Below are 24,070 nucleotides of genomic sequence, written 5' to 3'. Positions count from 1 at the left end.
TCACTAAGGAGAGATCGATGTCCCTGCGCTTGATTGCTGTATCCACGCTGGTGGCGGGCCTTGGCCTCGGCGGCGCCGTAATCCCCGGCCTCTGCACCGAGTCCAACGCGCCGGCCGTGCCCGTTCCGATGGCGACCGCGATGACCACCGCGCAGAGCCAGGCCGCGCCCGAATTCTCAGGGATCAGCAACTGGTTCAATTCGCAGCCGCTGAAGCTCGCCGATCTGCGAGGCAAGGTCGTGCTGGTGGATTTCTGGACCTATGGCTGCGTCAACTGCGTCAACACGCTGCCGCACGTCACCCAGCTTTATTCAAAGTACCGGGATCGCGGCCTCGTCGTGATCGGGGTCCACACGCCGGAATTCCCGTTCGAGCATTCGGCCTCCAACGTGCAGGCGGCGCTGAAGCGGCACGGCATCCTGTATCCGGTGGCGCAGGACAACAATTCGCAGACCTGGAACGCCTACGGCAACCAGTATTGGCCGGCGCAATACATCATCGACCAGAACGGCAAGATCGTGTTCCAGCATGCCGGCGAAGGGCAGTACGACGAGATCGACCGCACCGTCGCCCGGCTGCTCAACGCCAACAGTTGATCGGACAATCCGCCCTGTGTCGTCGTCGCATCTGGCGTGGTAGGGTCCACGCCAGGTCGACGGCAGGTGGTGGATCATGTTCGAAGGCTGGGATGCGGTCGTACTCGCCCGCGCGCAATTCGCTTTCACGATGTCGTTCCACATCGTGTTTCCCGCATTCTCGATCGGGCTTGCGAGCTATCTCGCGGTGCTCGAAGCGCTGTGGCTGGCCACCAAGCGCGAGGTCTACATCAACCTGTTCAATTACTGGCTGAAGATCTTCGCGGTCGCGTTCGGCATGGGCGTGGTCTCGGGCATCGTGATGTCCTACCAGTTCGGCACCAACTGGTCGTCCTTTGCCGACAAGACTGGGCCGGTGATCGGCCCGATGATGGCTTATGAGGTCCTGACCGCATTCTTCCTCGAGGCCGGCTTCCTCGGCGTGATGCTGTTCGGGCTCGAACGTGTCGGCCCAAGGCTGCATTTCGTGGCGACGTTGATGGTCGCGATCGGCACGCTGATCTCGGCGTTCTGGATTCTGTCGGCCAATTCCTGGATGCAGACGCCGACTGGCTATGCCGTCAATGCCGACGGCCAGTTCGTCGCCGCCGACTGGCTCAAGGTGATCTTCAATCCCTCATTCCCCTATCGACTCGTGCACATGGTGCTGGCGGCGTATCTCACCACCTCGCTGGTGGTCGGCGGGGTCGGCGCCTGGCATCTGTTGCGCGACCAGCACCTCGCAGGCCCGCGCGTGATGTTCTCGATGGCGATGTGGATGGCGACCCTGGTGGCGCCGATCCAGATCCTCGCCGGCGACCAGCACGGCCTCAACACGCTGGAGCACCAGCCGGCCAAGGTGATGGCGATGGAAGGTCACTTCCAGAGCCACAAGGACGGCGCGCCGCTGATCCTGTTCGGCTGGCCCGACCAGCGTGATGCCAAGGTGAAATACGCGATCGAGGTGCCGAAACTGTCGTCGCTGATCCTGAAGCATTCGCTCGACGCACCGCTCGCTGGCCTCGACACCGTGCCGCGTGAAAACTGGCCGCCGGTGCCGATCACCTTCTGGGCATTCCGCATCATGGTCGGGCTCGGCTTCCTGATCCTGGGGCTCGGCCTGCTCAGCCTGCTGATGCGCTGGCGCGGCATGATGTACCAGTCACCGCTGTTGCACCGCTTCGCGGTCCTGATGGGGCCGGCGGGTTTCATCGCGGTGCTCGCCGGCTGGATCACCACCGAGACCGGGCGGCAACCGTTCACCGTCTACGGGCTGCTGCGCACCTCCGATTCGGCATCGCCGCTGGCGGCGCCGGCGGTGGGCTCGTCGCTGATCGCCTTCATCATCGTCTATTTCGCCGTGTTCACCGCGGGGGTGATCTACATCCTGCGGCTGATGGCGCAGCCGCCGCATCCCGGCGAGCAGGGCCCGACGAAAGACCTCCCCGCCCGCGCGGCCGGCATCACGCCGGCGGCAGGTGCTGCCGTGGAGGGCGCGCGATGAGCATTCCCATCGACCTCCCCACGATCTGGGCCTTCATCATCGCCTTCGCGGTGTTCGTCTATGTCGTGATGGACGGCTTCGACCTCGGCCTCGGCATCCTGTTTCCGCTGTTTCCGCAGAAGGCCGATCGCGACGTCATCATGAACACGGTGGCGCCGGTGTGGGACGGCAACGAGACTTGGCTGGTGCTCGGCGGCGGCGGCATGATGGCGGCGTTTCCGCTGGCCTATGCGGTGCTGATGCCGGCGCTCTACACGCCAATGATCGCGATGCTGCTCGGCCTCGTGTTCCGCGGCGTCGCCTTCGAATTCCGCTGGCGCACCCAGAAGGCGCGCAACAAATGGGACCTCGCCTTCGCCGGCGGCTCGCTGGTCGCGACGCTGGCGCAGGGCATCGCGCTCGGCGCCATCCTGCAAGGCATCCATGTCGAGGGACGCCACTATGCCGGTGGTTGGTGGGATTGGCTGACGGCGTTCAGCGTGCTGACCGGCATTGCGCTGGTGATCGGCTATGCGCTGCTGGGCGCGACCTGGCTGGTGATGAAGACCGAAGGCGAGCTGCGCGAGCGCGCCTATCATCTGACGTGGGTGTTGCTGGTCGCGATGCTGTGTGCGATCGGCGCCGTCAGCATCGCAACGCCGTTCCTGGCCGTGCAGTACACCCAGCGCTGGTTCGCCTGGCCCAACATCATCCTCACCGCGCCGGTACCGATCGCGGTCGCCGCCGTCACCGCGCTCTTGCTGCGTGCCCTCGGCAACAAGAATGACCACCAGCCGTTCTTCCTGACGCTGGCGTTGTTCGGACTGTCCTATGCCGGGCTCGGCATCAGCATGTATCCGTACATCGTGCCGCAGAGCATCACGATCTGGCAGGCGGCGTCGCCCGCCAACAGCCAGATCTTCATGCTGTTCGGGGTCTCGATCCTGGTGCCGCTGATCCTCGGCTACACCGCCTGGGCCTATTGGGTGTTCCGCGGCAAGGTGCGCCCCGGCCACGGATACCACTGATGTCACCATCGGGCCCGAATCAGCGGCCGCTCGGCCAGCGCCTGTTGTGGTTTGCAGCGCTCTGGCTCGGCGGCGTCGGCACGGTGACCCTGGTCTCTTTCGCGTTGCGACTCTGGATTGCGCCGAAATAAGGCCGCCCACGCGGCGTGCCACGGGTCCAGTGACAAAAAACAGAAGCATTACAGTGATATAGTGTGATGCCCGCCCTAAACTTGCCATCAAGCTGCCGCTGAGATTTGATGCCTCGCGCGATTTGGGTGGAGCAACCATTGGCCGCGCGCCAACAAGGAGAGCTTTGCATGACGAAACTTCGTCACCTGGTCTGGATGTTGATCGCCACGGGCGCGCTCGTGCTGTCGACGTCGCAAGGCTTTGCCCAGAACCGCCCGGACGCCGACGAGCCGGGCCTGGTCGCCGACGACAGCTACGAGCTCGATCCGGAATGGCAGAAGCAGGTCGTCTACTACCGGACCAATGAGGCGCCGGGCACCATCATCGTCTCCACCGCCGAACGCCATCTCTATCTCGTGCAGGGCAACGGCCGTGCACTGCGCTACGGCATCGGCGTCGGCCGCGACGGCTTCACGTGGCAGGGCCTGGTGACCATCACCCGCAAGGCCGAGTGGCCGGATTGGACCCCGCCGCCGGAAATGATCGCCCGCCAGCCCTATCTGCCGCGCTTCATGGCGGGCGGCCCGGGCAATCCGCTCGGCGCGCGCGCGATGTATCTCGGCACCACGGTGTACCGCATCCACGGCACCAACCGGCCCGACACCATCGGCACCGCGATCTCGTCCGGCTGCTTCCGCCTGGTCAACGCCGACGTCGCCGATCTCTACAACCGCGTTCCCGTCGGCACCAAGGTGATCATCCGGCAGAAGCCCGAACTATAATTTCGACCCACCCGCCTTCGATATCCGACCTGTTTTTCCCCCGATCATTCGCGAGAGAGAACCCATGCGTACATTTCGAGGCGGCCTGACGATCGGGCTCGCGATCGCCGCACTGGTTGCGGCCGCCGCCATCACCTATGAGCGTTACGACACCCGCACGCTGAAGCGCACCGTCCGCCGTGGCGACGTGCTGTGCGGCGTCAACAAGGGCCTGCCGGGCTTCTCGATCCCGGACGACAAGGGCAACTGGACCGGCTTCGACGTCGACTTCTGCCGCGCGGTGGCATCGGCGATCTTCGACGATCCGACGAAGGCGAAGTTCGTTCCGCTCGACGCCAGCGAACGCTTCAAGGAGCTGCAGAACCGCAAGGTCGACATCCTCTCGCGCAACTCCACCTGGAGCATGTCGCGCGAGACCAATTACGACCTCTATTTCCCGGCGGTCGCCTATTATGACGGCCAGGGCTTCATGATCCCGCGCGCGCGCAACATCGATTCCGCGCTCGATCTGAACGGCAGCAAGGTCTGCGTGCAGGCCAACACCACGACGCAGCTCAACCTCGCCGACTATTTCCGTGCCAACAACATGAAGTACACGGAGATGAAGTTCGACAAGCTGGAGGATGTCGTGAAGGCCTATGACACCGGCCAGTGCGATACGCTGACGTCGGACGCCTCGCAGCTCTACGCGCTGCGGCTCAACCTTTCGAAGCCGAACGACCACACCATCCTGGCCGACATCATCTCCAAGGAGCCGCTGGCGCCGGTGGTGCGCTTACGCGACGACGACTGGATGATGATCGTGAAGTGGACGCTCTACGCCATGATCAACGCCGAAGAGCTCGGCATCACCTCGAAGAACATCGACGAGGCGCTGAAGTCGAAGAAGCCGGAAGTCATGCGGCTGGTCGGCACCGAGGGCTCCTATGGCGAGGATCTCGGCCTCACCAAGGACTGGGCCGTGCGCATCATCCGCCATGTCGGCAATTACGGCGAAGTCTACGACCGCAACGTCGGCGCCGATTCCAAGCTGAAGATTCCGCGCGGCATGAACCAGCTCTGGAACGCCGGCGGCGTCCAGTACGCCCCGCCGATCAGGTGATCGGCAGCGTACCAGTCCACAGCCGTCGCCACATCCTCACCTGTCATCACCCGGCTTGACCGGGTGATCCAGTACGCCGCGGCTTCTCGGCTCAAGCACAACCGTCTCTGGAATACTGGATCGCCCGGTCGAGCCGGGCGATGACAGTGTGTTGTGCGGCGGGCGGCGTGGCGGCGTGGCGCCCCCGATCAGTACCCCTTGCCCTGCGCCAGCTGGTCGGTGTGGAAATTGCTGTCGCCGAACAGCTCCTGGCAGACGCGGGCGCGCTTCATGAAGAAGCCGATGTCGAACTGGTCGGTCATGCCCATGCCACCATGCATCTGCACGCCTTCCTGGACGGCGCGCGTCGCGGTGGTGCCGGCGCGCGCTTTTGCCACCGCGACCGCATTGCCGGCCTTGCCGAGATCGGCATCGAGCGCCTGCAGCGCCTTCAGAACGGCGGCGCGGGTGATCTCGATATCAATGTAGAGCTCGGCGGCGCGGTGCTGCAGCGCCTGGAATTCGCCGATCGCCTTGCCGAACTGCTTGCGCTCCTTCAGGTAGGTCACGGTGCGGCCGAACACCTCTTCGGAGAGACCGACCATTTCGGACGCGACCGCGCCGCGGCCGATATTGAGCACGCCTTCGAGCAGCCCAAAGCCCTGATCGACCTCGCCGAGCACGCTGTCGGCATTGACCTCGACATTGTCGAACACGATGCGCGCCGCGTTGTGCGAATCGACCATCGCGGTACGCTCGACCGCGAGCCCCTTGGCCTTCGGATCGACCAGGAACAGGGTCAACCCGTTCCTGTCGCCGCCACTGCCGGCCGTGCGCGCCGCGACGATCAAGAGATCGGCGGTGTGGCCATCGACCACGAAGGCCTTGTCACCGGACAGCTTGAAGCCGTTGCCGGACCGCGCGGCCTGCAACTTGGTCTGCAGCGGGCGATGCTTGGCGCCCTCGTCGATCGCCAGCGCCGCGAGCAGCGAGCCGTCGGCAATCTTCGGCAGATGCTGCGCCTTCTGCGCCTCGCTGCCGCCGCGCGACAGCGCCGAGGCCGCAAGCACCGAGGTCGCGAGGAAAGGCGAGGGCATCAAGGTGCGGCCGATCTCCTCCATGACGATGCCGGCTTCAACGCAGCCGAGCCCGCTGCCGCCGAACTGGTCCGGCACCAGCAGGCCGGAGAAACCCATCTCGGCAAAGGTCTTCCAGAGCTCGCGCGAGAAGCCGGTGCCGTCCTTGCCGTCGCGCAAGGAGCGCAGATGCGCCACCGGCGCCTTGTCGCTGATGAGACCGCGCGCACTGTCGCGCAGCATGGATTGTTCTTCGGTGAGGACGAGGGCCATGGAGAATCCGATCTAACGTTCGAAGCTAATATGTCTAAGTTCGTCATTCCGGGATGGCCCGAAGGGCCAGGCCCGGAATCCATAACCACGATCGGGGGTTATGGATTCCGGGCTCGCGACTACGTCGCGCCCCGGAATGACGGGGTGGAGAGACCGTGCCTCACGCCCCCGGCAGATCGAGGATTCGCTTGGCGACGATGCCGAGCATCACCTCCGAGGTGCCGCCCTCGATCGAGTTGGCCTTGGTGCGCAGCCAAGCGCGCGGACGGGCGCCGCCCCGGGAGCGGTCGCTCTCCCATTCCAGCGCGTCGATGCCGCCCGCCGACATCAGGATCTCGTAGCGCCGCTTGTTGAGCTCGGTGCCGTAATATTTCATCGCCGAGGAGAACGCCGGATGCGATTGCCCGGCCTTGGCGAGATCGACCGCGCGCTCCGCCGCCGCGGCGAGCGCGGCCTCGTCGACCTCGAAGCTCGCGATCTGGCTGCGCAGCTGGGCGTCGTCGAGCCGGCCCTGCGCGTCGGCGCCGACCGAGTCGGCGGCGATCTGGCCGAGCGGACGGCCGACGCCGCGCTCGCCCATGCCCGAGATCATCGCGCGCTCGTGCTGCAACAGATATTTCGCGACATCCCAGCCGCGATTGACGGTGCCCACGACATGCGATTTCGGCACCCGGACATTGTCGAAGAAGGTTTCGCAGAACGGCGAATAGCCGGAGATCAGCAGGATCGGTTTCGTGGACACGCCCTTCGACGTCATGTCGAAGAGAATGAAACTGATGCCGTCGTGCTTCTTGGCGGTGGGATCGGTGCGCACCAGGCAGAAGATCCAGTCGGCATAGTTGGCATAGGAGGTCCAGATCTTCTGGCCGTTGATGATGTAGTCGTCGCCGTCGCCGACCGCGCGGGTCTGCAGCGAGGCGAGGTCGGAGCCGGCGTTCGGCTCGGAATAGCCCTGGCACCAGCGGATCAGGCCCGCGGTGATCTTGGGCAGATGCTCCTTCTTCTGCTCCTCGGTGCCGTATTGCAGCAACGCCGGTCCGAGCATCGAGATGCCGAACGAGGTCAGCGGCTGGCGCGCGCCGATCGCCGCCATCTCCTGGCGCACGATCTTGGCTTCCTCGCCGTCGAGGCCGCCGCCGCCATATTGCTTCGGCCAATGCGGCACGGTCCAACCCTTGTCGCGCATCCGCTCGAACCAGACCCGCTGCGCGTCCGAGGAGAATTTCGCGTTGCGGCCACCCCAGAAGGTGTCGCCATCCGACGTCATCGGTTTACGCATCTCGGCTGGGCAATTCTGCTCCAGCCAGGCGCGGGTCTCCGCGCGGAATTTCTCGAGGTCAGCCATGGTGCGTTTCCAGTCAAATTCGACGAATTGGATTCGACCTTAGACCTACGCAGCCGCCGAGTTCAATATGCCTCGCAGCCGCGCCATGCTCTGGCGTCGCTACTCACCTCGCGCGATCGGGTGTATCGCCGAAGTGGGGTAACGATTGAAAAACAAGAGGAAACGGACATGCGGCTGAAGCTGCTTTCGCCTAGCGAAATGAACCCCGCCCAGAAAGAAACCTACGACGAGTCGATCGCCGGCAAGCGCGGCGCGCCACCGGCGCCGATGATGGCCTGGCTCAACAGCCCGGAGATGGCGCGGCATGCCACGCGGCTCGGCGAGGTGCTGCGCTTCGACACGGTCTTCCCGCCGAAGCTGGCGGAGATCGCGATCCTCGTCACCGCGCGGCACTGGACCGCGCATTACGAATGGTATGCCCACAAGCGCCTCGCGCTGAAGGGCGGCCTCGATCAGAAGATCATCGAGGACATTCGCGTGCGCCGGACGCCGACTTTCGACGACCCCAAGGCAAAAATGATCTACGACGTCGCCAAGGCGCTGCACGAAGGTCACGGCCTGCCGAAGGGACTTTATGACGAGGCGGTCGAGGTGCTGAGCATGCGCGGGCTGGTCGAGGTGATCGGCCTCTGCGGCTACTACACCATGGTGTCGATGACGCTGAACACGTTCGAGTTCCAGCTGCCCGGCGGCGAGTTGTCGGAGCTCTGCTAGATCAGGCCGGCCGCGGCGCTTTTCGGAAACGCTGCGTTTCCGGATGGATTGCTCCGGCCCGGCAAATCCGGACTATATCAGGCGGCGAAGCCCTGCCCCTGACGGCAAGGCGTTGATGCCAACGGAGCCAGGTCATGCCGGAAAATTCCCCCATCATCGCGGGCACGCGGATCGGGCATGTCCACCTCAAGGTCGCCGATCTCGAGCGGGCGCTCGGCTTCTATTGCGGCGTGCTCGGCTTCGAATTGCAGCAGCGCTTGGGCACGGACGCCGCCTTCATCTCGGCCGGCGGCTATCACCACCACATCGGCCTCAACACCTGGGAGAGCAAGGGCGGCCATCCGCCACCGCCAGGCACGACGGGCCTGTTCCACACCGCCATCCTTTATCCGACCCGCCCGGCGCTGGCCGATGCGCTGCATCGGGTGCTGTCGGCCGGCATCCAGCTCGACGGCGCCAGCGACCACGGCGTCAGCCAGGCGCTCTACCTGTGCGATCCCGACGAGAACGGCGTCGAGCTCTATTGGGACCGCCCCGAAGCCGAATGGCCGCGCAGCGCCGACGGCAAGCTTTCGATGTTCACGCGCCGGCTGGACCTTGAGGACCTGTTGAGGCAGCGCGTGGCGTAATTCCGCAACGCGGATTGTAGCCCGGATGAAGCGGAGCGAAATCCGGGGCTCACTCCACGAGGCGATACTGCCCCCGGATTACGCTTCGCTCCATCCGGGCTACAAACTTGCCAGACTGACGAGCCAGCCGGCCGCATAGAGGCCAACGCCGAACACCGCATGCGTCAGGAGGCTCTGCAGCCGCGCCGCCCATGGCTGCGGCGTTCGGCTCGCAGCGATGCCGGCGCCCATCGCCGGCTGCATCACCAGGAACGGCGCGGCCACGCTGCCGATCCCGACGATCAGCGCCGGAGCGATGCTGGGCTGCCGCGCCCAACCAAGCCCGAAGATCGCAAGCAGCACGCCGGCAAAGCCGATCCCGATCAGATAATGCGCAGCCCATCCGATCAGCCTTTCGCCCGCGACCTGCGGCGACGCAGCGATGCGGTCGTGGCGCAGGCTGCCGGATGCGAGATGGCCGAGCCAGCGGCCGACCAGGGCATAGTCCAGCGACGGGATGCCGAGCAGCCGTTTGCGGGCGATGCCCCAGACGTCCATCACGACCGTCGCGCCGGCGCCGATCAGCGCCGCGCTTGTCGCAAATTCCACGGCGTCAGCCATGCGCAGCCTCCGCCGGTGCGCGCGCCGCGACCATCCAGCAGGCCGCGTTGAAGCGAATCTCGCTGCCGTGAATGTAGCGGTCGAAGGCACCGCGCACGGTCTCGATCACCTGCGTGCGACGCGGCTCTTTCATCCCCTGCAGTATCGTCCCGACCGGGCCGAGCCAGCTCACATAACGGGTCAGCTCCGATGCCGGAAAGCGCAAGGCGATATCGACCGGCTCGATCGCGATCGCGTCCCAGCCGCTGTCCTCCAGGATGCGCTCGACCCGCTCCCGATCCGCGAAGCCGAACTGCCCCGGCGCATCGGGACGCCGCGCCGGAAGATCCGGCAGCAGCGGCTTCGCCGCCCGCTCCGCCGTCGTCATGAACGGGTTCTCGACCGCGCCGCGCCACGCGATGAAGCGAAGCGCGGCATCCGGCCGGGCCGCCCGCCGCAGATTGGCGAAGGCCTGCACCGGATCGGCAAAGAACATCACGCCGAGACGCGAGATGATGATGTCGAAGCTCGCCGGCGCAAAGCTATGGGTCTGCGCGTCGGCGCAGATGAAGCCGGCAGGCAGCCCTTCCCGCGCCGCTCGGGCCCGGCCCGCCGCGATCATCGGCTCGGAGATGTCGATGCCGGTGCAATGCCCTTGCGGGCCGAGCACGCGAGCGACGGCGAACGTCGTGGCGCCCGTACCGCAGCCGACATCCAGCACATGGCCGGCCGCGGCATCGGCCACCGCCCGAACGAGCAGCTCCTCAAGCGGCTTGAACATCCGTTCGAGCACGTCGCGCGTCTCGACCCAGGCGCGTCCGGCAGCGCCGTTCCAAAGTTTGACCTGCTCGTCCTCGGCCTGCGGTGCGGCACTCATGATCTCGTCCTTTTGCTATTTGCCTGTCCTGATGCTTGCCTTAAGCAAGCGCCTGGCGGCACACTGCTAGTTCAAGTGAACTTGAGGTCAAGGCCATGCGGGACGTCGACATCGCGGAGGTGGCGCAATTATCCGGCGTTCGCGCCTCGACCCTGCGCTTCTACGAGGAAAAGGGGCTGATCGCCTCGCACGGCCGGCGCGGGCTGCGCCGACTGTTCGATCCGGCCGTGCTGGACCGGCTGGCGCTGATCGCACTCGGGCGCGCCTCCGGCTTCTCGCTCGACGAGATCGCGAGAATGTTCGCGCCCGACGGCAGGCCGCGCATCGACCGCAAATTGCTCGCGGCCAAGGCCGACGACCTCGACCGCACCATCCGCCGGCTCAACGCGATGCGCGACGGCCTGCGCCACGCCGCCGTGTGTCCCGCGCCGAGCCACATGGAATGTCCGACCTTCCGACGCCTGCTGCGGGTCGCCGCGGCCGGGAAGATCGGTGAGAAGAAGAAGAAATCACGAAAGAAATCGTAGCCCCGGGTGAGCCAACGGGGCTACTTCCCCATCGTCATGATCGCCGCCGCCGCGATCAGCTCCAGGCCGATGCAGCCATAGAACGGCAGCGTGTAGCTGCCCGAGAGATCGTGCAGCAGCCCGATCACGCCGGGGCCGAAGGCGTAGGTGATCTGGTTGATCGCGGTGATCAGGCTGACCAGCACGCCGAACGCGCGCGGGTCGAACTCGCGTTGCACGATCAGCGCCGGCAGCGTGATCAGATTGCCGACCGAGAAGCCGAACAGCGCGCAGGCGGCGATCTGCGCGACGTCGTTGTGCACGTTGATGATGATGACGAGCGCGATCGCCTGGCTGATAAAGGACAGCGCCGACGCCAGCCGCTGGTTGAGCCGGTCGATCACGAACGAGAACGAGACACGGCCGACCACGGCCATCGCGGTCAACAGCGCCATCGCAACCGTGGCGCGCTCGCGGCCGATCACCTGATCGAGATACGCGATCAGATGAACGATGAATCCGACCTGGGCGAACAGCACCAGTGCGAAGGCAATCGACACCGAGAGGAAACGGATGTCGCGCAGGGCCCGGGCGCGCACCTGGGTCGCCGACGGCGCGTCAGTCGCCGCTGGAGTCACCGCGTGCAGATGCTCCGGCGGCCGCCCGACGAAGATCAGGATCACAGGCACCATCACCACGACGAGCGCCACCGCGGCTGCGATCATCGCGCCGGAGAAGCCGAAATAACCGATGCCGGCAACCAGCAGCGGCACGCCGACGATGCCGCCGAAGCTGGCGCCGTTCAGCGCCAGGCTGATCGCCATGCCGCGCTTCTTGTCGAACCACAGGCCGAGCGTATTGGTGATGATGCCGAGGCTGGTGCCGGCCCAGCCGAACGCCAGCAGCGCATCGGCGAGATAGAGCTGCCACGGCTCGCGCACCTCGCCGATCGCAACCGCGGCGACCGCCATCGCGAGGGTGCCCGCGATCAGGCAGCTGCGCGCACCGAACGCCTTGATCGCCTCGCTGACGAAGGCAACCAGTGCGGCGCCGAACAGATAGAAGAAGGTCGTGCCCGACGAGATCAGCGACGCCGGCCAGCCGTGCAGCCGCTGCAACTCGGCGACATAGACGCTCTGTCCATAGAAACCTAGTCCCCAGCCGAAGGTCGCAAGCAGGAAGCAGACGACGACGATGCGCCAGCCCTCATAGCCAAGCGCGGATTCGTCATGGAGCGTAGGTGATGATGCGTCCATTTCTTGCTCTTGCTTCTCACATCGTCAGGACCGGATTAATCCGTTCTCACGATGTGGGCAGCCTTGCAAGCCGGTCATTTCGAAACCGGTCGAAGTGTCAGCAATTGGCAGCAGGAGATTAGATGCCGGCGTCCGGGATTTCTTCCACTGTACGCAATTTCGCCCGCCGCTTGGCGAATGACGCCAGCGACAGCACGGCAAGCCCGAGCAGCACCGGCGGAAACACCACCATGTTGACGGCGTTCCAGCCGTAATGCGCGAGCAGCTGGCCCGACGAGAACGAGCCGATCGCCATCATGCCGAACACCAGGAAATCGTTGAACGCCTGCACTTTGTTGCGTTCCTGCGGCCGGTGCGTCTCCAGCACCAGCGCAGAGGCGCCGACGAACGCAAAATTCCAGCCGATCCCGAGCACGAACAGCGTGGCCCAGAAGTGCGGCGCCGTGATGCCGGACAACCCGATCATCGCAGCAACCGCCTCGAGCACCAGCCCGAGCGCGACGATGACGGGAGCGCCGAAGCGGGCGATCAGCGAGCCCGTGAAGAAGCTCGGGCCGTACATCGCCACAATGTGCCACTGGATGCCGAAGTTGGAATCGCTGACCGACAATCCGCACATCTTCATGGCGAGCGGCGCCGAGGTCATCACCAGGTTCATCATCGGATAGGCGATCACGCCGCACAGCGCGGCGGCAATGAAGCGCGGCTGTTTTGCGATCTCGCGCAGCGGACGGCCGCCATGCAGATCCGCCGCCGCCGGCTTCGGCGCGGCGACACCCGACAGCACCGCCATCGCCACCAGCGCGACCAGCGCCTGCATCACGAAGGAGAACGCGAACAGATAAGGCGGCCAGATATCCATGGTCCATTGCACGAGCTGCGGCCCGAGCACACCGGCGAACACGCCGCCCGCCATCACCCACGACACCGCCTTGGGCCGGAACGCAACGCTGGCACCATCGGCGGCGGCAAAGCGATAGGATTGCGCGACGGCGCCATAGAGCCCGCCGAGAAAGGTCGCGCCGCAGAACAGCCAGAACGACGAGTGCAGGATCGCCCAGGCGCCGAGCGCACCCGTCAGCGTGCCGCAGAAGGTACCAACGATGAAGGCGATGCGCCGGCCGTAAGCGCGCGAGATCGCACCGGTCGGCAGCGTGCCGGCGGCGAGCCCCAGCACATACATCGAGAGCGGCACGGTCGCGAGCGAGATGTCGGGCGCCAGCGTCGCGCCGACGATCGAGCCGGTGGCGAAGATCACGGCCGAATTGGCGCCGGTCAGCGCCTGCGCCGCCGCAAGCCGCCACACATTGCTGCGCGCCCGCGCGTCATCGGTCGTCTCATCCGCAGCCGTCACGTCGATCATCTGAAGTCCCGCCTTGAAGCCCCGGCGGGAGCCTCCAATCGCGCGCACTATGGAGAGCGCGTGCAGGCCGATCAACCGGCGCAAACGGACGTAGGCCATGCGGGAGGCGCACGGTTGTTGGCCAGGTCGAACACCCACACTCCGGCGTCGTCCTGGCGAAGGCCAGGACCCATAATCACCGAGTCTTGTTGCGAGAGGGATCGCGGCCCCAGTTACGCGCAACAACCAGCATTTGGGGTAATGGGTCCTGGCTTTCGCCAGGACGACGTCACGCGTGTTGCATCGCGCGTCGCCTACCGCGCAGGCTTCTTGCCCGGGCGCTTCTCGGCGCGCAGCGCGCCGGTCTTGTGCACCTTGGAGCGCGGCGCGATCGGGGCGCCGCGCGGATAACCGCCCGGCCATTCGAGCGCGAGCGAGCTCGCAAAGCCGAAGAAGCTCGAACGGCTCATGCCTAGCTCAGCGGCGCGCTTGTCGATGCGCGCGATCAGGCTTTTCGGCAGATAGACGTTGACACGCTCGGACGGATCGGGCGGATCGACACCGACCATGAAGAAGGCGGCGACGTCGGAGCCTTTGGGCGGCACGATCCGCTCGATCGGCGTCGGCTCCGGCAGCGCGTGGCCCTGCTCGACCCAGCCGTCCACCGCCTGCGCCAGCGCATGCTCGGCACGTTCGATCGCCTCTTCCTGCGACTTGCCGCCGGCGACGCAGCCGGGAAAGTCGGGAAACCACGCCCCGAACGCGCCGCGCGGACCGCGCTCCAGCACGGCCGGATAGAGCCGTCTCTTCATTCTGGCCTCCGTCGTTGAAGTATGCTATTTCACACACGTCAGTGTGTCAAATCACACAACACAGGGCAGGGAGCAGTAATGGACCCGCAAGCCGAACTCCCCATCGTACGAGCCGCCTATGCCAAGCAGATCATGGCTGCCGCAGACATCAGCGATGCGCGCGTGACCGCGGCCTTCGCCGCCGTTCCCCGCGAGGACTTCGTCGGCCCGGGACCATGGATGATACTGCGATGGTTGACCCGCGACTATGTCCCGACGCCCGACGCCGATCCGGTCTATCTCTACACCAACGACCTGGTCGCCTTGCGGCCGGAGCGGCGGCTCAACAACGGCCAGCCGTCGCTGCACGCCCATCTCATGCATCAGGCCGCACCCGCCGCCGGTGAGCACGTGGTGCATATCGGTACCGGCACGGGCTACTACACGGCGCTCCTCGCGCACCTGGTCGGGCCGACCGGCCGCGTCACCGGGATCGAATACGACCCGGAGCTTGCCGCGCGCGCCCGGACCAATCTTGCCCCGTATCCGAATGTCGAGATCATCGCAGGCGACGGCACGCTGGTCGCGTTCGATCCAGCCGACGTGATCTATGTCAACGCCGGCTGCACCCGGCCCGCCGTGCGATGGCTCGACGGGCTTGCCGACGGCGGCCGCCTGATCCTGCCGCTGACGTCGGATGAAGGATTCAAGGGCGGCGCGCCGGAGCAGATCACGCGCTCCGGCGCGGTGTTCCGTATCCGGCGCGAGGGCGCACAGTATCAAGCCATTTGGATCTCACCGGTCGCGATCATTCCCTGCGACGGCGGTCGCGACGAGGCGTCGGAAAAGGCCCTGTCCGAAGCCTACGCGCGCGACGGCTGGCAGAAGGTGACGCGGCTTTATCGCGATGCCGAGATTCCCGACGAACGCTGTTGGCTGCGCGGGGATGGGTGGTGCCTGGCTTATGACTGAGCCGCGTCCTTCCGGACAAACATCAAAATCATGTTGTTGGCCGGCATTTCGAAGGTGCCTGCGAGCTTCAGCCCGACGCTCTCCGCAAGCTTCTCGACCTCGGCGATATCGCGCACGCCCCATTCGGCGTCGCGTTCACGCAGCGAGGTGTCGAACACCGCATTGCTGAGCGCGGTGTGCTTGCCGCCGCGCTTGAACGGGCCGTAGAGGAACAGCCTTCCGTCGGCACGCAGATGCCGCGCGGCGCCGGCGAACAGGCCCTCGGCCACGCGCCACGGCGCGATGTGGATCACGTTGGCGCAGAAGATCGCGAGCAGTTTGTCCGGACCTTTGCCGTCCGACGGTACGGGTGACCAATCCGGGTCGGACAGATCGATCGGCTGCGGCGGCTGGATGTTGGGCAAGCCGGCATGCGCGCGCCAGGCGTAGATGCTGCGCAGATGCGCGGCGTGGAGGTCACTCGGCCACCATGCGATATCGGGCGTCCGACCGGCGAAACAGACGACATGCTGGCCGGTGCCGCTACCGGCCTCCAGCACGTCGCCGGATTGGCCGTCGAGGTAATCCTTCAGGATCGCCCAGATCGGCTGGTGATTGCGGTGGAACGCTGCCGCGTCGAGCCGCCCGTCCGCCTCGACCGGGCTGCCGTCCTTGCCGAACTCCACCACAAACTCCGCCACTAGCTTCTCCTCAAGGGCTCAACCACACACACATGACAGGCGGACGGACCGCCACGCTTCCATTAACCCCGTCGCAACGCGCCTATTCTCCGAGTTGCCAGCCGATGGCCTTTGTGCTTTCCACTCTTTATATTGCGATGGGATCATCGAGATTGAAGCCCGGGAAACGTCCTTGATCGCCACTTTCTCCAAGCCAGCCCTTGTCCTGGCGTTGCTGGCCGGCACCGCCATGGCTGCGCCCGCGCAGGCCCAATCCGCCGCCGAGGGCCAAAAGTTCGCCTTCGACCGCGGCAAGGGCAATTGCCTGACCTGCCATGTCATCAAGGGCGGCGAGCTGCCCGGCACGATCGGCCCCGAATTGACCGGGCTCAAGGCGAAATACAGCCGCGACGAGCTGATTGCGATCGTCACCGATGAGACCAAGCGCAACCCGCAGACGGTGATGCCGCCGTTCGGCCGAAACCGGATTTTGAGCGAGAAGGAAATCAGCGCGGTGGTGGACTTCCTGCAGACGCTGTGACGCCGCAACCGTCGCTTGAGGAGATTATTCGATGAGCATCACGACCAGCGAATTTCTTGGGAGCCGCCGCCTGGTGCTGAAGGGCGCGGGCGTCGCCGCACTGATCGGCCTTGGCGTCATTCCGTTCGGCGTGCCGCAGGCGCTCGCCGCCGCCAACGACAAATATCCGGAAGAGGCGTTCAAGCAGAAGAACGAGGCCGACGCGATCAAGGCGCTCTACGGCAAGACCGCCGAGCCCTCCGACAAGGTCAAGATGGACGCACCGGAGATCGCCGAGAACGGCGCGGTCGTGCCGATCTCCGCCACCACGACGCTATCAGACGTCACCTCGATCTCATTCCTGGTCAGCGAGAACCCGATCTCGCTGATCGCGACGTACAGGATTCCAGCCGGCACGCTGCCGAGCGTCGCCAACCGCATCAAGATGGCCAAGACCAGCAACGTCACCGTGATCGTCGAGGCCGGCGGCAAGCTCTACAGCGCCCAGAAAGAAATCAAGGTCACCGTCGGCGGCTGCGGCGGCTGAGCAATCAAGGGATAAACCAGATGGCATCGAGCATTCGCGTGCGCGCCACGTCAAACGGCGATACCACCGAGGTGCAGGCGCTGATCCAGCATCCGATGGATTCCGGCTTCGTCAAGGACGCAAAGGGCGAGATCATCCCGCCGCATTTCATCCAGGTGCTGACCTTCGAGTATGACGGCAAGCCGGTGTTCGTCGCCGACTGGGGCGGCGGCGTCTCCAAGGACCCCTATGTCAAGTTCGCCTTCAAGGGCGGCAAGAAGGGCGACGACCTGAAGGTCAGCTGGGTCGACAACAAGGGCGCGACCGACACCACCACGGCGAAGATTCAATGACGCGGCGCTTCGCAATCCGCGCAGCAATTGTCACGTTCGCGCTTGGTGTGCTGGCGCTCGCGCCGGCCGCGCACGCAGCCGACAGCATCGATCCCGCCGCCGACAAGGCCGCGTTCCAGAAATTCTTCACCAGCAAATTCCCCAAGCTGAAGCCCGAAAACTTCGTCAACGGTCCCTATTCGATGAATGAGGACCTGCACAAGCAGTGGGAAGAGAAGGAGCAGTTTCCGCCCTACGAGTTCTCGCTCGAGGCCGGCAAGGAAATGTTCTCGACGCCGTTCAAGAACGGCAAGACCTACGCCGACTGCTTCCCGAACCAGGGCATCGGCATCCGCCAGAACTATCCCTATTTCGATGAGAAGGAAGGCAAGGTCGTCACGCTCGAGCTCGCGCTCAACCGCTGCCGCGAGGCCAATGGCGAGGCGCCGTTCTCCTATGTGAAGGACGACATGGCGGCGCTCACCGCCTACATGGCCTTCACCTCGCGCGGCAAGCCGATGGACATCAAGATCCCGAACGATCCGCGCGCGCTGGAGGCCTATCAGAAGGGCAAGGAGTATTTCTACACCCGCCGCGGCCAGCTCAATTTCTCCTGCGCCACCTGCCACATCCAGAGCCCGGGCGAGCGCATCCGCGCCGAGGTACTGGCGCCGGCGCTCGGCATCCTGAACGCGATGCCGATCTACCGCTCGGAATGGTCGGGCATGGGCACCACGAGCCGCCGCTTCACCACCTGCAACAGCCAGATCCGCGGCGTGCCGCTCAATCCGCAGGACGACGAGTACCGCAACCTCGAATATTATTTGTCCTATGTCAGCAACGGCCTGCCTATTTCGGGACCGGGAGCACGGCCATGAGCACGGTCATGCGAGCCATCTTCGCGGCATCGGCCCTGCTGGTTGCGACTACGACCACCGCCCTCGCCGCCTCCGAGGCCGACTACAAGGCGGCCTATGCCGCGGCCGAGGCCGCCAACAAGGAAGCGGGCAGTCTGCGCAACCAGTGGACCACGACGGCTTCAACGCTCGCCGCCGCAAAAAAGGCCGGTGAGGCTGGTGATTTCGACACCGCAGTCGCCCAGGCCAAGGAGGCCGAGGCGCTGGCAAGGGCATCGATCTTCCAGGCGACCAGCGAAAAGGAACGCTGGAAGGACATGGAAGTTCGCTAAAGGCGCGCAGGCCACGGGGGCCGCGCGGAGAGAGTGATGATCATCCGCCGCCGGGATTTCCTGAGAGCTTCCGCCGCCGCAACGCTCGTGGCCGGCGTGCCTCGCCTCGCGCACAGCGCCGATACCGCCAGCGTCTACGACCTCGAACGCTTCGGCAACGCCCGCATCCTGCACATGACCGACACCCATGCGCAGCTCAAGCCGGTGTTGTTTCGCGAGCCCGGCGTCAATATCGGCGTCGGCACGATGGCCGGCCAGCCGCCGCATCTGGTGGGCAAGGCGTTCCTCGACCGCTTCGGCATCCGGCCCGACAGCGCCGACGCCTATGCCTTTACCTGCGTCGAGTTCGAGAAGGCCGCCGTCCGCTTCGGCCGGCTCGGCGGCTTTGCCCATCTGAAGACGCTGGTCGACAAGCTGCGCGCCGATGTCGGCGACAAGCGTTCGATCCTGCTCGACGGCGGCGACCTCTGGCAGGGCACCGGGCTCGCCAACGCCATGAACGGCGCCGACATGGTGGAGGCCGCAAACCTGCTCGGCATCGAGGCGATGACCGGGCACTGGGAATTCACCTATGGCGAACAGGTGCTGCGTGACAATCTCTCCCGCTTCAAAGGCGAGTTTTTGGCGCAGAACGTATTCCTGACCGAGGAGGCTGCGTTCAACGACGCCAAGGCGTTCGATCCGGCCTCGGGGCGGGTGTTCAAGCCGTCTGTCATCAAGGAGATCGGCGGCCATCGCGTCGCGATCATCGGCCAGGCCTTTCCTTATGTGCCGATCGCGCACCCCAAGCGCTTCACGCCGGACTGGAAGTTCGGCATCCGCGACGAGGAGCTGCAAAAGCTGGTCGACGGCCATCGCAACAACGACAAGGTCGAGGCGGTGATCCTGCTGTCGCATAACGGCATGGACGTCGACCTCAAGCTCGCGAGCCGCGTCACCGGGATCGATGTCATCCTCGGCGGCCACACCCATGACGCGATCCCGATCCCGATCACGGTGACCAATGCCGGCGGCGTCACGCTGGTGACCAATGCCGGCTCCAACGGCAAGTTCATCGGCGTGCTCGATCTCGACCTCACGAAGGGCAAGGTCGCCAATGTTCGCTATCGCCTGCTGCCGGTGTTCGCCGAGCTGCTGAAGCCCGATCCCGCGATGCAGGCGTTGATCGACAAGATGCGCGATCCGCATTCCGACGAGTGGAGCGACAAGCTCGGTACGGCCGACCGCCTGCTCTACCGCCGCGGTAATTTCTCCGGCACCGTCGACCAGCTGATCTGCGATGCGCTGGTGAACGAGCTCAACGCCGAGATCGCGCTGTCGCCCGGCTTCCGCTGGGGCCTCACCACGCTGGCCGGCCAGCCGCTGACCATGGAAGACGTGCTTTCGGAAACCGCGATCACCTATCCCGAGACCTACGTCGCCAGCATGACCGGCAGCCAGATCAAGGATGTGCTGGAAGACGTCTGCGACAATTTGTTCAACGTCGATCCCTATTACCAGCAGGGCGGCGACATGGTCCGCGTCGGCGGCCTCGCCTACACCTGCACGCCGGGCGAGAGCGTCGGCAAGCGCATTTCCGACCTGAAGCTCGGCAACGGCAAGCACCTCGAAGCCGGCAAGCATTACAAGGTCGCGGGCTGGGCCTCGGTCAACCAGCAGAGCGGCGCGCCGATCTGGGATGTCGTGGCCAAGCATTTGCGCTCCGGCCGGCCGCCGAACCGCGACGAACCCGCCGTGACGCTGAAAGGCGTCGAGGACAATCCCGGCATCGCGAGGCACGGATGAGGCGGCGCGCGCTCATCGCGGCGCTCGGCCTTGCGGCGGTCGCGCTGGCGACGCCGCCGGCCCGCGCCCAGCTTGCGCCGTTGCAGGACAAGCCGTTCGCCGAGCACAAGGTCGTGCTGCAGCTCTCCGACAACGATCCGAAGAAACAGGGCCTCGTTCTCAGCGTCGCCAGCAACCTGATGAAGCATTACGACCCCGACAAGGTCGCGGTCGAGATCGTCGCCTTCGGCCCGGGCATCGACCTGCTCAGGCCCGATAATGCCAACCGCAAGCTGGTCGAGAGCCTGGTCGCGCAGGGCGCGCGGGTCGACATCTGCCTCAATACCGTCGACACCATCGAGCGCGACACCGGCAAACGGCCCGATTACATCGCAGCCGCCACCCCCGTGCAGGTCGGCGTCGCACAAATTTTGCTCCTCACCGAGAACGGATACACGCTGGTCCGTCCTTAACCCCACCGTCATTGCGAGCGAAGCGAAGCAATCCATGCTTTGCCGCAGGATCGAATGGATTGCTTCGTCGCTTCGCTCCCGTGCGCAAACGCTTTGCGTTTGTCGCAGACAATGACGGAGAGAGCGGCAGTCACATGAAAGACCCTGCCATGCTTCGCCGTCTCGCCGCCGCCGTCGTGCTTTCGCTTGCCTTCACGGCGAGCGCACTCGCCGCCGACAAGCCGCACCATATCGCGATTCAGGTCGACCAGAACGACCCGCAGATCATGAATCTCGCGCTCAACAACGCGACCAACGTGATCGAATATTACCGCGCGAGGAGCGAGGACGTGGAGATCGACATCGTCGCCTACGGTCCCGGCCTCAACATGCTGCGCAGCGATACCTCGCCGGTGCAGGACCGCATCAGGCGACTCAAGGATCTCGTCTTCCCCGGCAAGATCCAGTTCTCCGCCTGCAACAACACCAGGCAGGGCATGGAGAAGGCCGAAGGCCACGCGATCGCCGTCGTCCCGGACGCCACCATCGTACCGTCGGGGGTGGTCCATTTGATGGACCTGCAGGAGCAGGGCTGGAGTTACGTGAGGCCGTAGGCGTCCGCGCCCATCCAGAACCGTCATCCTTGTAAGTCTCGAATCGCCGGATCGGATAGAATGTCCGGTGCGGTAGCGGACGGGAGACCGCTTCATCCAAGGGCTTTGAAGCCCGTGCCTCAGCGCGGCGCCCCGTCCGTTGTTCCATTGAACCCGAACAGTCGCGAGGGCCGCCTGGCGAGCCCGGTTGCGCAAGGATGGGTGCAGATGGACGCGATCTACGTTGGCATTGATGTGTCGAAGGACCGGCTGGACGTGCATGTGCGTCCAAGCGGAGAAGCCTTTGCCGTGGCACGTGACGGCAAAGGCTTGGAAGAGCTCGTTGCGCGCTTGCAGGTGATCTCGCCGGCGCTGATTGCGGTGGAGGCAACCGGCGGCTTCGAGACCATCGTCGCTGCTGCGCTGGCGGGCGCCCAGCTGCCGCTGGTGGTGGTCAATCCGGCCCAGATCCGGCACTTCGCGCAGGCGGTTGGTCAGCGTGCCAAGACGGACCCGATCGATGCGGCAGTCATCGCGCGGTTTGTCGAGGCCGTAAAGCCGGAGCCACGTGCCATGCCGGATCAGGAAGCTCGGCTGCTGGCTGAACTGGTCAGTCGCCGACGGCAGATCATCGAGATGATCGTTGCCGAGCGTCAGCGCGAGAAGCGGGCCGAGAACGTCCGCGTCCGCAAGAGCCTTGCCCGCCATATCAAGGTCCTCGAGAAGGAGCTGCCGGAGATCGACAACGACATCGACACGCTGGTGCGCGGCTCGCCAGTCTGGCGCGCCAAGGAGGAACTGCTGGTCAGCTTTCCTGGCGTGAGCAACACCCTCGCGCGGACCTTCCTTGCCGAGGTGCCGGAGCTCGGCGCACTCAATCGGCGCCAGATCGCGAGCCTCGCCGGTCTTGCCCCGTTCACCCGCCAGTCGGGCCGCTGGAAGGGCAAGAGCATGATCGGCGGCGGAAGAGCCAAGCTGCGCGCCGGGCTCTACATGGCCGCTCTGTCGGCCAGCCGGTACCATCCGCAGCTCAAGGTCTTCTATCGGCGCCTGGTGACCGCTGGAAAGCCCAAGATGGTCGCCCTCATCGCCGTTGCGCGCAAAGTTCTCACCACCCTCAACGCCATGCTCAGGGACCAAAAACCATGGCAACCCGCTTGACGAAGAACACAGTCGCTGAGGAGCCGCGAAGCGGCGTCTCGAAGGATGCACGGCCCCATTGCCTCCGCGCGCCAACACTCCTCTCGGAAAGAGCCGGGCCGCCGACCCTTCGAGACGCCGCTTCGCGGCTCCTCAGTGTGACGGTGATGGATTGGGGTGACGGGACCGGATTACTCCGGGGGATGGATTTGCTTTGAATCCACCCCATCTATGGAATAATATCCTCCTCACGACTCGACCCGGAGAACAGGTAAGCCGTCATGATCTTTCGCCAGCTGTTCGACAGCGTGTCCGGCACCTACAGCTATCTGCTCGCCAGCCGCGCCGGCGGTGAGGCGCTGATCCTCGATCCGGTGCTGGAGAAGGCCGACCGCTACTGCAAGCTGCTGCAGGAACTCGACCTTCGGCTGGTCAAGGCGGTCGATACGCATCTCCACGCCGATCACGTCACCGGTCTCGGCGAGCTGCGCGACCGCACCCAGTGCATCACCATCATGGGCGAGCAGAGCAAGGCCGACGTGGTGTCGATGCGCGTCTCCGACGGCGACAGGGTGACGATCGAAGGCCTCTGCCTCGAGGCCCTGTACACGCCGGGCCACACCGACGATTCCTACAGCTATCTGATGGGCGACCGCGTCTTCACCGGCGACACGCTCTTGATCCGCGGCACCGGCCGCACCGATTTCCAGAACGGCAGCGCGCGGGCACAGTACGATTCGATCTTCAACCGCCTGCTGAAGCTGCCCGAGGAGACCATGGTATTCCCCGCGCATGACTACAAGGGCGACACCGTCTCCACGATCGGCGAGGAGAAGCGCTACAATCCGCGGCTGCAGGTGAAATCGATCGACGACTATGTCGAGCTGATGAACAACCTCAATTTGCCGAACCCGAAGCTGATGGACGTCGTGCTGCCCGCCAACATGCATGTCGGCCTGCACCAGGACGAGCTCGCCAAGGAAGGCCTCTCGCTTAGCGCGCGCGACGCCATCGCGAGCCTCGGCCGGCCCGATATCCTGCTGGTCGATTTGCGCGAGAGCGGCGAGCGGGCCAAGCACGGCACGCTCGAAGGCGCGCTGCACGCGCCCTATCCCGGGATTTGCGCCATCTTGCAGCCCGGCGGCATGCTGCGCGAAGTCGCGGCCGCGACCGGCCGCCGTGTCGTGTTCTTCTGCGCCTTCGGCGAGCGTTCCGCGATGGCGGTGGCGGCCGCGAAGAAGGCCGGGCTGGCGAACACCGCGCATATAGAAGGCGGCATGGATGCCTGGAAGAAGGCCGGCGGGCCGGTGGTGATGGGGTAGCCCGCTAGCTGCGCACAATTTCCATCACCGTCACCCCCGCGCAACGGCTTCGCCGTTGTCGCTGGAGGAGCGCGGCACGCGCGTCTCGAAGGGCGACGGCCCAACTCTCACCGCAGACGCGTAGAAATATCCGGGCCGTGCATCCTTCGAGAC

General features: G+C 65.2%; 28 protein-coding genes. 20 read left to right on the top strand and 8 right to left on the bottom strand.

The window, feature by feature from the left end; genetic code table 11:
- Positions 1-17 precede the first annotated feature (17 nt).
- The 6 genes from ACE103_RS02630 (at position 18) to ACE103_RS02605 (ending at position 5,081) form a co-directional block, all read left to right on the top strand.
- Positions 18-596, top strand: coding sequence for a redoxin domain-containing protein (locus tag ACE103_RS02630; RefSeq protein ID WP_375778228.1), 579 nt, complete (start codon positions 18-20; stop codon positions 594-596).
- A 76-nt stretch (positions 597-672) separates the two neighbouring features.
- Entirely contained in the window at positions 673-2,079 is a 1,407-nt protein-coding gene (locus ACE103_RS02625; RefSeq protein WP_375778227.1) for a cytochrome ubiquinol oxidase subunit I, read from the top strand.
- Positions 2,076-3,086, top strand: coding sequence for a cytochrome d ubiquinol oxidase subunit II (cydB, locus tag ACE103_RS02620; protein ID WP_223974722.1), 1,011 nt, complete (start codon positions 2,076-2,078; stop codon positions 3,084-3,086). Before ACE103_RS02625 ends, cydB begins: the two co-directional genes overlap by 4 nt.
- Positions 3,086-3,217, top strand: a complete 132-nt coding sequence (locus ACE103_RS02615) for a DUF2474 domain-containing protein (RefSeq protein WP_375778226.1) — start codon at positions 3,086-3,088, stop codon at positions 3,215-3,217. Before cydB ends, ACE103_RS02615 begins: the two co-directional genes overlap by 1 nt.
- A 168-nt stretch (positions 3,218-3,385) precedes the next feature.
- Entirely contained in the window at positions 3,386-3,979 is a 594-nt protein-coding gene (locus ACE103_RS02610; RefSeq protein ID WP_223974718.1) for a L,D-transpeptidase, read from the top strand.
- Between the two features lie 64 nt (positions 3,980-4,043).
- A complete protein-coding gene (locus tag ACE103_RS02605; RefSeq protein WP_375778225.1) occupies positions 4,044-5,081 on the top strand; it encodes an amino acid ABC transporter substrate-binding protein in 1,038 nt (345 codons plus the stop codon).
- A gap of 188 nt (positions 5,082-5,269) precedes the next feature.
- Here the strand turns inward: ACE103_RS02605 and ACE103_RS02600 are convergent, their stop codons facing one another.
- Positions 5,270-6,409 (bottom strand): acyl-CoA dehydrogenase family protein, encoded by a 1,140-nt coding sequence (locus ACE103_RS02600; RefSeq protein WP_375778224.1) that lies wholly within the window; start codon positions 6,407-6,409, stop codon positions 5,270-5,272.
- Between the two features lie 160 nt (positions 6,410-6,569).
- A complete protein-coding gene (locus ACE103_RS02595) occupies positions 6,570-7,754 on the bottom strand; it encodes an acyl-CoA dehydrogenase family protein (RefSeq protein ID WP_375778223.1) in 1,185 nt (394 codons plus the stop codon).
- A 168-nt stretch (positions 7,755-7,922) separates the two neighbouring features.
- Here ACE103_RS02595 and ACE103_RS02590 point away from each other — a divergent pair, with 168 nt between their 5' ends.
- A complete protein-coding gene (locus ACE103_RS02590) occupies positions 7,923-8,468 on the top strand; it encodes a carboxymuconolactone decarboxylase family protein (protein ID WP_375778222.1) in 546 nt (181 codons plus the stop codon).
- A gap of 134 nt (positions 8,469-8,602) precedes the next feature.
- Positions 8,603-9,097 (top strand): VOC family protein, encoded by a 495-nt coding sequence (locus tag ACE103_RS02585; protein WP_375778221.1) that lies wholly within the window; start codon positions 8,603-8,605, stop codon positions 9,095-9,097.
- Between the two features lie 99 nt (positions 9,098-9,196).
- On the opposite strand, the gene ACE103_RS02580 is transcribed toward ACE103_RS02585, so the two are convergent.
- Together ACE103_RS02580 and ACE103_RS02575 are read right to left on the bottom strand one after the other, a co-directional pair.
- Complete coding sequence (locus ACE103_RS02580) at positions 9,197-9,697, bottom strand: DUF2938 domain-containing protein (RefSeq protein ID WP_375778220.1); 501 nt, start codon at positions 9,695-9,697, stop codon at positions 9,197-9,199.
- Complete coding sequence (locus ACE103_RS02575) at positions 9,690-10,553, bottom strand: class I SAM-dependent methyltransferase (protein ID WP_375778219.1); 864 nt, start codon at positions 10,551-10,553, stop codon at positions 9,690-9,692. Before ACE103_RS02575 ends, ACE103_RS02580 begins: the two co-directional genes overlap by 8 nt.
- A gap of 95 nt (positions 10,554-10,648) precedes the next feature.
- On the opposite strand from ACE103_RS02575, the gene ACE103_RS02570 reads away from it, so the two are divergent.
- Positions 10,649-11,080, top strand: coding sequence for a helix-turn-helix domain-containing protein (locus ACE103_RS02570; protein ID WP_375778218.1), 432 nt, complete (start codon positions 10,649-10,651; stop codon positions 11,078-11,080).
- Positions 11,081-11,100: 20 nt separating this feature from the next.
- On the opposite strand, the gene ACE103_RS02565 is transcribed toward ACE103_RS02570, so the two are convergent.
- From ACE103_RS02565 to ACE103_RS02555, 3 genes are all read right to left on the bottom strand, one after another.
- A complete protein-coding gene (locus ACE103_RS02565) occupies positions 11,101-12,315 on the bottom strand; it encodes an MFS transporter (protein WP_375778217.1) in 1,215 nt (404 codons plus the stop codon).
- A gap of 118 nt (positions 12,316-12,433) precedes the next feature.
- A complete protein-coding gene (locus ACE103_RS02560; protein WP_375780988.1) occupies positions 12,434-13,678 on the bottom strand; it encodes an MFS transporter in 1,245 nt (414 codons plus the stop codon).
- A 293-nt stretch (positions 13,679-13,971) separates the two neighbouring features.
- Positions 13,972-14,469, bottom strand: coding sequence for a type II toxin-antitoxin system HicB family antitoxin (locus ACE103_RS02555; RefSeq protein WP_223974706.1), 498 nt, complete (start codon positions 14,467-14,469; stop codon positions 13,972-13,974).
- 78 nt (positions 14,470-14,547) lie between these two features.
- Between ACE103_RS02555 and ACE103_RS02550 the strand changes: the two genes are divergently transcribed.
- Positions 14,548-15,420, top strand: coding sequence for a protein-L-isoaspartate O-methyltransferase (locus ACE103_RS02550; RefSeq protein ID WP_375778216.1), 873 nt, complete (start codon positions 14,548-14,550; stop codon positions 15,418-15,420).
- Here the strand turns inward: ACE103_RS02550 and ACE103_RS02545 are convergent.
- Entirely contained in the window at positions 15,411-16,100 is a 690-nt protein-coding gene (locus ACE103_RS02545; protein WP_375778215.1) for a DUF938 domain-containing protein, read from the bottom strand. The two genes, ACE103_RS02550 and ACE103_RS02545, sit on opposite strands and share 10 nt — an antisense overlap.
- Before the next feature lie 229 nt (positions 16,101-16,329).
- Here ACE103_RS02545 and soxX point away from each other — a divergent pair, with 229 nt between their 5' ends.
- The 10 genes from soxX (at position 16,330) to ACE103_RS02495 (ending at position 23,917) form a co-directional block, all read left to right on the top strand.
- On the top strand, positions 16,330-16,620 hold the full coding sequence (gene soxX / locus ACE103_RS02540) for a sulfur oxidation c-type cytochrome SoxX (RefSeq protein WP_375780987.1): 291 nt from the start codon (positions 16,330-16,332) through the stop codon (positions 16,618-16,620).
- 31 nt (positions 16,621-16,651) lie between these two features.
- Positions 16,652-17,146, top strand: coding sequence for a thiosulfate oxidation carrier protein SoxY (gene soxY, locus ACE103_RS02535; RefSeq protein WP_223974703.1), 495 nt, complete (start codon positions 16,652-16,654; stop codon positions 17,144-17,146).
- 20 nt (positions 17,147-17,166) lie between these two features.
- Complete coding sequence (soxZ, locus tag ACE103_RS02530; RefSeq protein ID WP_050419904.1) at positions 17,167-17,478, top strand: thiosulfate oxidation carrier complex protein SoxZ; 312 nt, start codon at positions 17,167-17,169, stop codon at positions 17,476-17,478.
- Positions 17,475-18,335, top strand: coding sequence for a sulfur oxidation c-type cytochrome SoxA (gene soxA, locus ACE103_RS02525; RefSeq protein WP_375778214.1), 861 nt, complete (start codon positions 17,475-17,477; stop codon positions 18,333-18,335). Before soxZ ends, soxA begins: the two co-directional genes overlap by 4 nt.
- Before the next feature lie 8 nt (positions 18,336-18,343).
- Positions 18,344-18,646, top strand: coding sequence for a hypothetical protein (locus tag ACE103_RS02520; RefSeq protein WP_375780986.1), 303 nt, complete (start codon positions 18,344-18,346; stop codon positions 18,644-18,646).
- A 36-nt stretch (positions 18,647-18,682) separates the two neighbouring features.
- Entirely contained in the window at positions 18,683-20,431 is a 1,749-nt protein-coding gene (gene soxB, locus ACE103_RS02515; protein ID WP_375778213.1) for a thiosulfohydrolase SoxB, read from the top strand.
- On the top strand, positions 20,428-20,883 hold the full coding sequence (locus ACE103_RS02510) for a hypothetical protein (protein ID WP_375778212.1): 456 nt from the start codon (positions 20,428-20,430) through the stop codon (positions 20,881-20,883). Before soxB ends, ACE103_RS02510 begins: the two co-directional genes overlap by 4 nt.
- Before the next feature lie 134 nt (positions 20,884-21,017).
- Positions 21,018-21,476 (top strand): hypothetical protein, encoded by a 459-nt coding sequence (locus tag ACE103_RS02505; RefSeq protein ID WP_375778211.1) that lies wholly within the window; start codon positions 21,018-21,020, stop codon positions 21,474-21,476.
- Positions 21,477-21,683: 207 nt separating this feature from the next.
- The gene (locus ACE103_RS02500; protein WP_375777642.1) at positions 21,684-22,616 is read left to right on the top strand and encodes an IS110 family transposase; all 933 of its coding nucleotides are present in this window, start codon (positions 21,684-21,686) and stop codon (positions 22,614-22,616) included.
- A gap of 260 nt (positions 22,617-22,876) precedes the next feature.
- Positions 22,877-23,917, top strand: a complete 1,041-nt coding sequence (locus tag ACE103_RS02495; RefSeq protein ID WP_375778210.1) for an MBL fold metallo-hydrolase — start codon at positions 22,877-22,879, stop codon at positions 23,915-23,917.
- Positions 23,918-24,070 lie beyond the last annotated feature (153 nt).

The sequence above is a fragment of the Bradyrhizobium sp. ma5 genome, from assembly GCF_042258955.1.
Classification (GTDB): domain Bacteria; phylum Pseudomonadota; class Alphaproteobacteria; order Rhizobiales; family Xanthobacteraceae; genus Bradyrhizobium.
The sequence above is the reverse complement of the archived record's forward strand: the minus strand, read 5'-3'. Positions and strand labels throughout refer to the sequence as shown.

Coding starts and splice junctions, on each gene's coding strand:
- ACE103_RS02630 (WP_375778228.1), top strand. CDS start 18: ATGTCCCTGCGCTTGATTGCTGTATCCACGCTGGTGGCGGGCCTTGGC.
- ACE103_RS02625 (WP_375778227.1), top strand. CDS start 673: ATGTTCGAAGGCTGGGATGCGGTCGTACTCGCCCGCGCGCAATTCGCT.
- cydB (WP_223974722.1), top strand. CDS start 2,076: ATGAGCATTCCCATCGACCTCCCCACGATCTGGGCCTTCATCATCGCC.
- ACE103_RS02615 (WP_375778226.1), top strand. CDS start 3,086: ATGTCACCATCGGGCCCGAATCAGCGGCCGCTCGGCCAGCGCCTGTTG.
- ACE103_RS02610 (WP_223974718.1), top strand. CDS start 3,386: ATGACGAAACTTCGTCACCTGGTCTGGATGTTGATCGCCACGGGCGCG.
- ACE103_RS02605 (WP_375778225.1), top strand. CDS start 4,044: ATGCGTACATTTCGAGGCGGCCTGACGATCGGGCTCGCGATCGCCGCA.
- ACE103_RS02600 (WP_375778224.1), bottom strand. CDS start 6,409: ATGGCCCTCGTCCTCACCGAAGAACAATCCATGCTGCGCGACAGTGCG.
- ACE103_RS02595 (WP_375778223.1), bottom strand. CDS start 7,754: ATGGCTGACCTCGAGAAATTCCGCGCGGAGACCCGCGCCTGGCTGGAG.
- ACE103_RS02590 (WP_375778222.1), top strand. CDS start 7,923: ATGCGGCTGAAGCTGCTTTCGCCTAGCGAAATGAACCCCGCCCAGAAA.
- ACE103_RS02585 (WP_375778221.1), top strand. CDS start 8,603: ATGCCGGAAAATTCCCCCATCATCGCGGGCACGCGGATCGGGCATGTC.
- ACE103_RS02580 (WP_375778220.1), bottom strand. CDS start 9,697: ATGGCTGACGCCGTGGAATTTGCGACAAGCGCGGCGCTGATCGGCGCC.
- ACE103_RS02575 (WP_375778219.1), bottom strand. CDS start 10,553: ATGAGTGCCGCACCGCAGGCCGAGGACGAGCAGGTCAAACTTTGGAAC.
- ACE103_RS02570 (WP_375778218.1), top strand. CDS start 10,649: ATGCGGGACGTCGACATCGCGGAGGTGGCGCAATTATCCGGCGTTCGC.
- ACE103_RS02565 (WP_375778217.1), bottom strand. CDS start 12,315: ATGGACGCATCATCACCTACGCTCCATGACGAATCCGCGCTTGGCTAT.
- ACE103_RS02560 (WP_375780988.1), bottom strand. CDS start 13,678: ATGATCGACGTGACGGCTGCGGATGAGACGACCGATGACGCGCGGGCG.
- ACE103_RS02555 (WP_223974706.1), bottom strand. CDS start 14,469: ATGAAGAGACGGCTCTATCCGGCCGTGCTGGAGCGCGGTCCGCGCGGC.
- ACE103_RS02550 (WP_375778216.1), top strand. CDS start 14,548: ATGGACCCGCAAGCCGAACTCCCCATCGTACGAGCCGCCTATGCCAAG.
- soxX (WP_375780987.1), top strand. CDS start 16,330: ATGGCTGCGCCCGCGCAGGCCCAATCCGCCGCCGAGGGCCAAAAGTTC.
- soxY (WP_223974703.1), top strand. CDS start 16,652: ATGAGCATCACGACCAGCGAATTTCTTGGGAGCCGCCGCCTGGTGCTG.
- soxZ (WP_050419904.1), top strand. CDS start 17,167: ATGGCATCGAGCATTCGCGTGCGCGCCACGTCAAACGGCGATACCACC.
- soxA (WP_375778214.1), top strand. CDS start 17,475: ATGACGCGGCGCTTCGCAATCCGCGCAGCAATTGTCACGTTCGCGCTT.
- ACE103_RS02520 (WP_375780986.1), top strand. CDS start 18,344: ATGCGAGCCATCTTCGCGGCATCGGCCCTGCTGGTTGCGACTACGACC.
- soxB (WP_375778213.1), top strand. CDS start 18,683: ATGATCATCCGCCGCCGGGATTTCCTGAGAGCTTCCGCCGCCGCAACG.
- ACE103_RS02510 (WP_375778212.1), top strand. CDS start 20,428: ATGAGGCGGCGCGCGCTCATCGCGGCGCTCGGCCTTGCGGCGGTCGCG.
- ACE103_RS02505 (WP_375778211.1), top strand. CDS start 21,018: ATGAAAGACCCTGCCATGCTTCGCCGTCTCGCCGCCGCCGTCGTGCTT.
- ACE103_RS02500 (WP_375777642.1), top strand. CDS start 21,684: ATGGACGCGATCTACGTTGGCATTGATGTGTCGAAGGACCGGCTGGAC.
- ACE103_RS02495 (WP_375778210.1), top strand. CDS start 22,877: ATGATCTTTCGCCAGCTGTTCGACAGCGTGTCCGGCACCTACAGCTAT.